General features: G+C 56.5%; 2 protein-coding genes. One reads left to right on the top strand and one right to left on the bottom strand.

What is annotated here, in order from left to right; all coding sequences use genetic code 11:
• Window positions 1-3,554: beta strand repeat-containing protein (locus tag EV700_RS00945; protein WP_341272929.1), on the bottom strand; the 3,554-nt coding region annotated here is incomplete at its 3' end.
• Between the two features lie 807 nt (window positions 3,555-4,361).
• On the opposite strand from EV700_RS00945, the gene EV700_RS16900 reads away from it, so the two are divergent.
• The gene (locus EV700_RS16900) at window positions 4,362-4,664 is read left to right on the top strand and encodes a hypothetical protein (protein ID WP_130410490.1); all 303 of its coding nucleotides are present in this window, start codon (window positions 4,362-4,364) and stop codon (window positions 4,662-4,664) included.
• Window positions 4,665-5,051: the final 387 nt, after the last annotated feature.

Here is a 5,051-nt window from a genome sequence, read left to right as displayed (position 1 = left end):
ACCGTCAGCACACTGCCCGCCAGCGCCGTGGCGTTGCCGGTACAAGTCAGCGATGCCGTGTAGTTCGCGGCGCTGCCCGTGGTGAAGGTTTCACCCAAGGTGATGGCTTCGCCCGCATAGACGGTTTGCACAACGCCGGCATCGGTTTCATTGGCGGTATTCGCCACCGACGCCAGGCTGGTCAATCCGGTTGCCGTCACACTCACCGCATCGTTCAGCTTCGCGTTCACCCAGGTCTTGCGCAGCGTCAGGTTGACCGATTTCCGGCTGTTGGTTTGCGTACAGGTGATCGGCGTATCCGTCGCACCCACCGTCAGGGCGTTTCCCGACAGGCCGGTTGTCCCGGTACACGCCAGCGAGCTGGTGTAGTTCGCCGCACTGCCGGTCGTGAAGCTTTCGCCGAGGGTGATCACGTCACCGGCGTAAACCGTCTGCGCACTGCCCGCATCGGTTTCACTGGCGGTATTGGCGGTCGAGGCCAAGGTCGTCAAACCCGTTGCTGTCACGTTCACCGCATCATTGACCTTGGCATTCACCCAGGTCTTTTGCAGCGTCACCGACTTGGCAATACGGCTGTTCGTTTGCGTACAGGTGATCGGCGTGTCCGTCGCACCCACCGTCAGGATATTCCCCGACAGCCCGGTCGTGCCGGTACAGGCCAGCGAGCTGGTGTAGTTCGACGCACTGCCCGTGGTGAAGCTTTCGCCGAGGGTGATCACGTCACCGGCGTACACTGTCTGGGCGCTGCCAGCATCAATCTCGGTCGCGGTATCCGCTACAGCAGACAGGCTGGTCAGGCCGGTAGCCGTGACACTGACGGCGTCGTTCAGCTTTGCGTTCACCCACGACTTGCGCAGGGTCACCGACTTCGCGATGCGGCTGTTCGTTTGCGTACAGGTGATCGGCGTATCCGTCGCACCCACCGTCAGGGTGTTTCCCGACAGTCCCGTCGTGCCGGTACAGGCCAACGAACTGGTGTAGTTCGCGGCGCTGCCCGTGGTAAAGCTTTCGCCGAGGGTGATCACGTCACCGGCATAGACCGTCTGAACAGCTGCAGCGTCTGTTTCCGAAGCGGTGTTGGCCGTCGAAGCCAAGGTCGTCAGCCCAGTGGCCGTGACATTCACAGCGTCATTCAGCTTTGCGTTTACCCACGTCTTTTGCAGTGTCAGATTCGCGGACTTGCGCACATTGGCATAGGTACAAGTAATGGCTGTATCCGCAGCATTCACGGTCAATCCATCGCTCGGATTGCTGTCCGCCGCGCCGGTACATGTCAACGTCGAGGTGTAATTGGCTGAACTGCCTGTCGTAAAGCTTTCGCTGAAGGTCAGGGTCTCACCGGCATAGACCGTAACAGCCGTGGCAACATCGGTTTCCGTGGCTGTATTCGCCGTCGATGCCAGCGACGGATTGGCCGTACCGCCAGTGCTGGTGATCGACACGGCATTATTGACGATCGCATTCGTCCATGACTTCCGCAGGGTCAACTGCGCGGTCTTGCGGTTGGTAAACACGCAAGTGATATCGGCGCCATTGACAATGCGAGTCGCCGGAATAGTCAGCACATTCGAAGCCAGACTGCCGAAACTGCCCGTATTACCGGTTACTGCACTGTTGGCATCGGTACAAGCGGCCGTGGACAGCTCGAAACCCGAAGCCGGTGTTTCGGTCAATGTTACGTCCGCACCGGTAGTCGTGACGGTAACAGCCGTTGGAGAAACCGGCGCGGCCACACCGGCGGTAACCGTTGTAATAGACGAAAGCGTTGCCGACAGGTTGGTCTGGGCAAATGAGAACGGGCCACCTACACCACCGGTCGTAACCTTCTGGACCCTGACTGTGGGTACCTTGTTGTTAAAGAAGGTACATGTAAAGACCTCACCGGAGGTCACATTGCCGGAAGGAATGGTATACGTCGTACCCGCCAGGCTGCCAACCGTGGTACCACCTGAGTTGGTACAGGTCGCCCCTGCCAGACTCCAGCCTGAAGGCAGGCTGTTCTCATTGATGGTGACGGCTGTTCCGGTCGCGGCAACCGTGTAGGCTTGGGTCCCTGCCGTTACACTGTCTCCGTCAACCTGCTGTGCAACCCCGGCAGAAGTCGTGGTGATGCTACCGGTGGCTTGGATGGTGTTGCCCAAAGCAAAACCGAAAGTGCCGAGACCGCCATTACTGGTTTTACGCAGGATGAGCGTCGGCATCTTGGTATTGGTGAACGTACAGACAATATTCGAACCAGAAGCCGTTGCCGCGGCGTCCAACGTCAGAGTATTGCCGACCAGCGTTGCCGTTCCGCCCGCCCCCATTCCGGTACAACTCGCCGCCGTCAGCAAATAGCCTGCCGGAACCGTCTCGCTGATCGCCGTGGACGTTGCCGCTGCCGCCAGAGGCACAAGCGTGCCGCTGACCGCCGTACCGCTGGTGGCCGTGGTAATGGTTTCACCGGGGTATCCGTTGGTGCCTGCCGGGAAAACAAAGGAGCCGACATCACCATTGCTGATCTTGCGGACGGTCAGGGTCGGCAGGCGGGTGTTGGTGAATGTACAGGTAATGGCGTTGTCCAGATTGCTGACTACCAGGCTTCCGGACAGGGTGTTGGCGGTATAGGTCAACGCACCGTTACCGGTACAGGCCAGCGCCTTGTTATAGCGGGCGGACAAGCCGGTGGTGAACGCTTCCGCCAGACCGACGGTTTCACCGGCATATACGGTCACGGTCGTCGCATCGGTATCCGTTTCGCTGACGGTATTGGCGACGGAAGCGAAAGTCCGGCTGTTGACTCCGGTTGCACTGACATTAACAGCATCATTTACCGTGGCCTGAGACCATGTCTTGCGCAAAGTCAGGGTTGCCGACTTGCGGGTGTTGGTCAGGGTACAACTGATTACATCGCGGTTGGCCGGGGTCAGGCTGAAACTGGTGCCCGTGCCATTGGGCAGGACGGTAGCCGAGCCGGCTGTGCTGTTGGTGCAACTGATGCTGCCTGTGTAATTGGCCAGATCGGTAGTCCCTGCTGCCGCCTCCGACAGCGTCATTGCCGTACCGGCTGTACCTATATATAGAAGCGCAGAAGAACTGACCGTGGATCCCGTACCTGTTGTCGTACCGGTGGTTCCGCCATTGGTCAGCGCAAACTGGTCAGTAGCGCTGACCCGCCCTCCCCCCGTCGCGGCAATGGCTTTCTGGAAAGTAATCCGTGGCTTGGGCGTATTTGTATAAGTACAGGTAATGTCATCACCCGGCGCCGGAGTAAAGGTGGCCGTGGTGGTGCTTTGATTATTCGGCAGGCTGGCGTTGGATGTTGCGCCCGTACCCGTAAAGGCATTGGTACATGTCAGCCGCGTATCGTATTCACTAATTGTGGAGGTGCTACCTGCCGCCATGGCATCCGTGAACGTAAGGGACTGATTGCCCGGGGCGTAAAACGTCGGATTGGTGGCATTTGTATAATTGCCTGTCGTACTACCTGATGTAGTGACCCCAACGGCAGTAGCAGTAAGAGCATTATTGGAGATGTCAGTCAGTGAACTACTTCCCGGTCCGGAGATAGCCACATTGAACTGATCCGCTGCAACTATACGACCACCTACACTCTTGACAAGCGAAACCCGGGCCTTTTTGGTGTTGGTGACCGTACAGGCAGCCGCATTGTTAGTTTCATTCAGAACGGCTGTAATAGTTCTTGTGCTGTTGGAGGATGATAAAGTTGGTGAACCCGTTACTGCGGCGCAACTAATTGAGGCAGTAGGATCCCAGCCGTTTGTTTGAGCCTCGGTAATGGACAACGTCTGGTTGGTTGGTAAGGCCGTCAGATAGAACCTGACGGTTTCTCCATCCTTGATGGAGACCGTTACCGTGTTGGTGGCCGACGAAAGCAATGCCGGAGTATAGATACCACCGGTCGCCGAGTTAGGTGCCAGTGTTGCTCCGGTTAAAGCAACTACTTTTGTACCGGAAGGGCCTGTTGCAGTATAGCTGAAGCTCTGGGTGTCACCATCAGGTGTTGTTTGCTTCGTAACATCAACATAGGTACCGACATTGACTGCCACAGTACCCGATACGGCTGCCGTGGTGCTGGCATTACATTTCGATTTCGAACCTGCCGTTACATTCCCGGGGCCGGTACAGACATTTCCATTATTCTGCCAGTAGGTCAGGGTATAGGGGATCGTGAGTGACCCCGTGCTGACGGCACTGGTGCACTTGACCTTGATTTCATTAATAGTTTGTGTACTGGTTCCTCCGCCCAGATAATCCCCGCAGGTATCACCGTCATTGTCCTTCCAGGGGCTTGGGGTGGTGGGAAACGTGGCAACAGAACACTGTTTACTTGCATCGTTGACCTGCGGGTCATTACCCGTTTGGCCAACAAAAAATGCTACATCCTGTCGGTCGGTGTTACTACCCGTCAAAGTCAGGTCGACCTGAAAATTGAAATCCTGACCGGCAATGCAGAATGGCGGGGTTCCGGGTGCCGCACTGAACGTTGCACCAACCGTAAACTCTCCGGCGGTACAATTCAGGTTACTTCCATCACGGGTCCCGGCACAACTGAGATCCTTCGTCGCTGGAATAGTGAGCGCCGAAGCCTGAGTGCCTATCGTGAGAGCTGCAATCAGCGCGATGCCGAACCACATATGTACGGAACCGCAACCTTGCCGTAATTTGTACTGTAGTAAAAAAGTACACAACAAGATTATCGCTCCCAGAAGCCAGAGCCACCCCGAAAAACCCATGCTGTTGCACCTAGCTTTTATTAGTTTTCTGCGCTTCAGAAAGAAGGCACTTTGTCGAAACAAAGAAATGTGAAGAGAGTCACAATGATTCTACGAATGAACAACCATAAAAAACAGTCGAAAGCTAACGAGCAGAGATGCTGAAAGGCCGTCTGTCCGGCTCAACAGACAGACGGTAGAAATAAAATGATGAGTAACTCCGTTTCAATCAGTCGATTCCTACTGTTCGACCTGGACGCAGAAGCGAACCTCCCCGGACTGCCCGCCACCCAGTCCGACCGGGTTGTTGCTGAACTGCCAGCGGATGTTCCCCGT

Source organism: Fluviicoccus keumensis (genome assembly GCF_004217445.1).
Classification (GTDB): Bacteria; Pseudomonadota; Gammaproteobacteria; order Pseudomonadales; family Moraxellaceae; genus Fluviicoccus; species Fluviicoccus keumensis.
The sequence above is the reverse complement of the archived record's forward strand: the minus strand, read 5'-3'. Positions and strand labels throughout refer to the sequence as shown.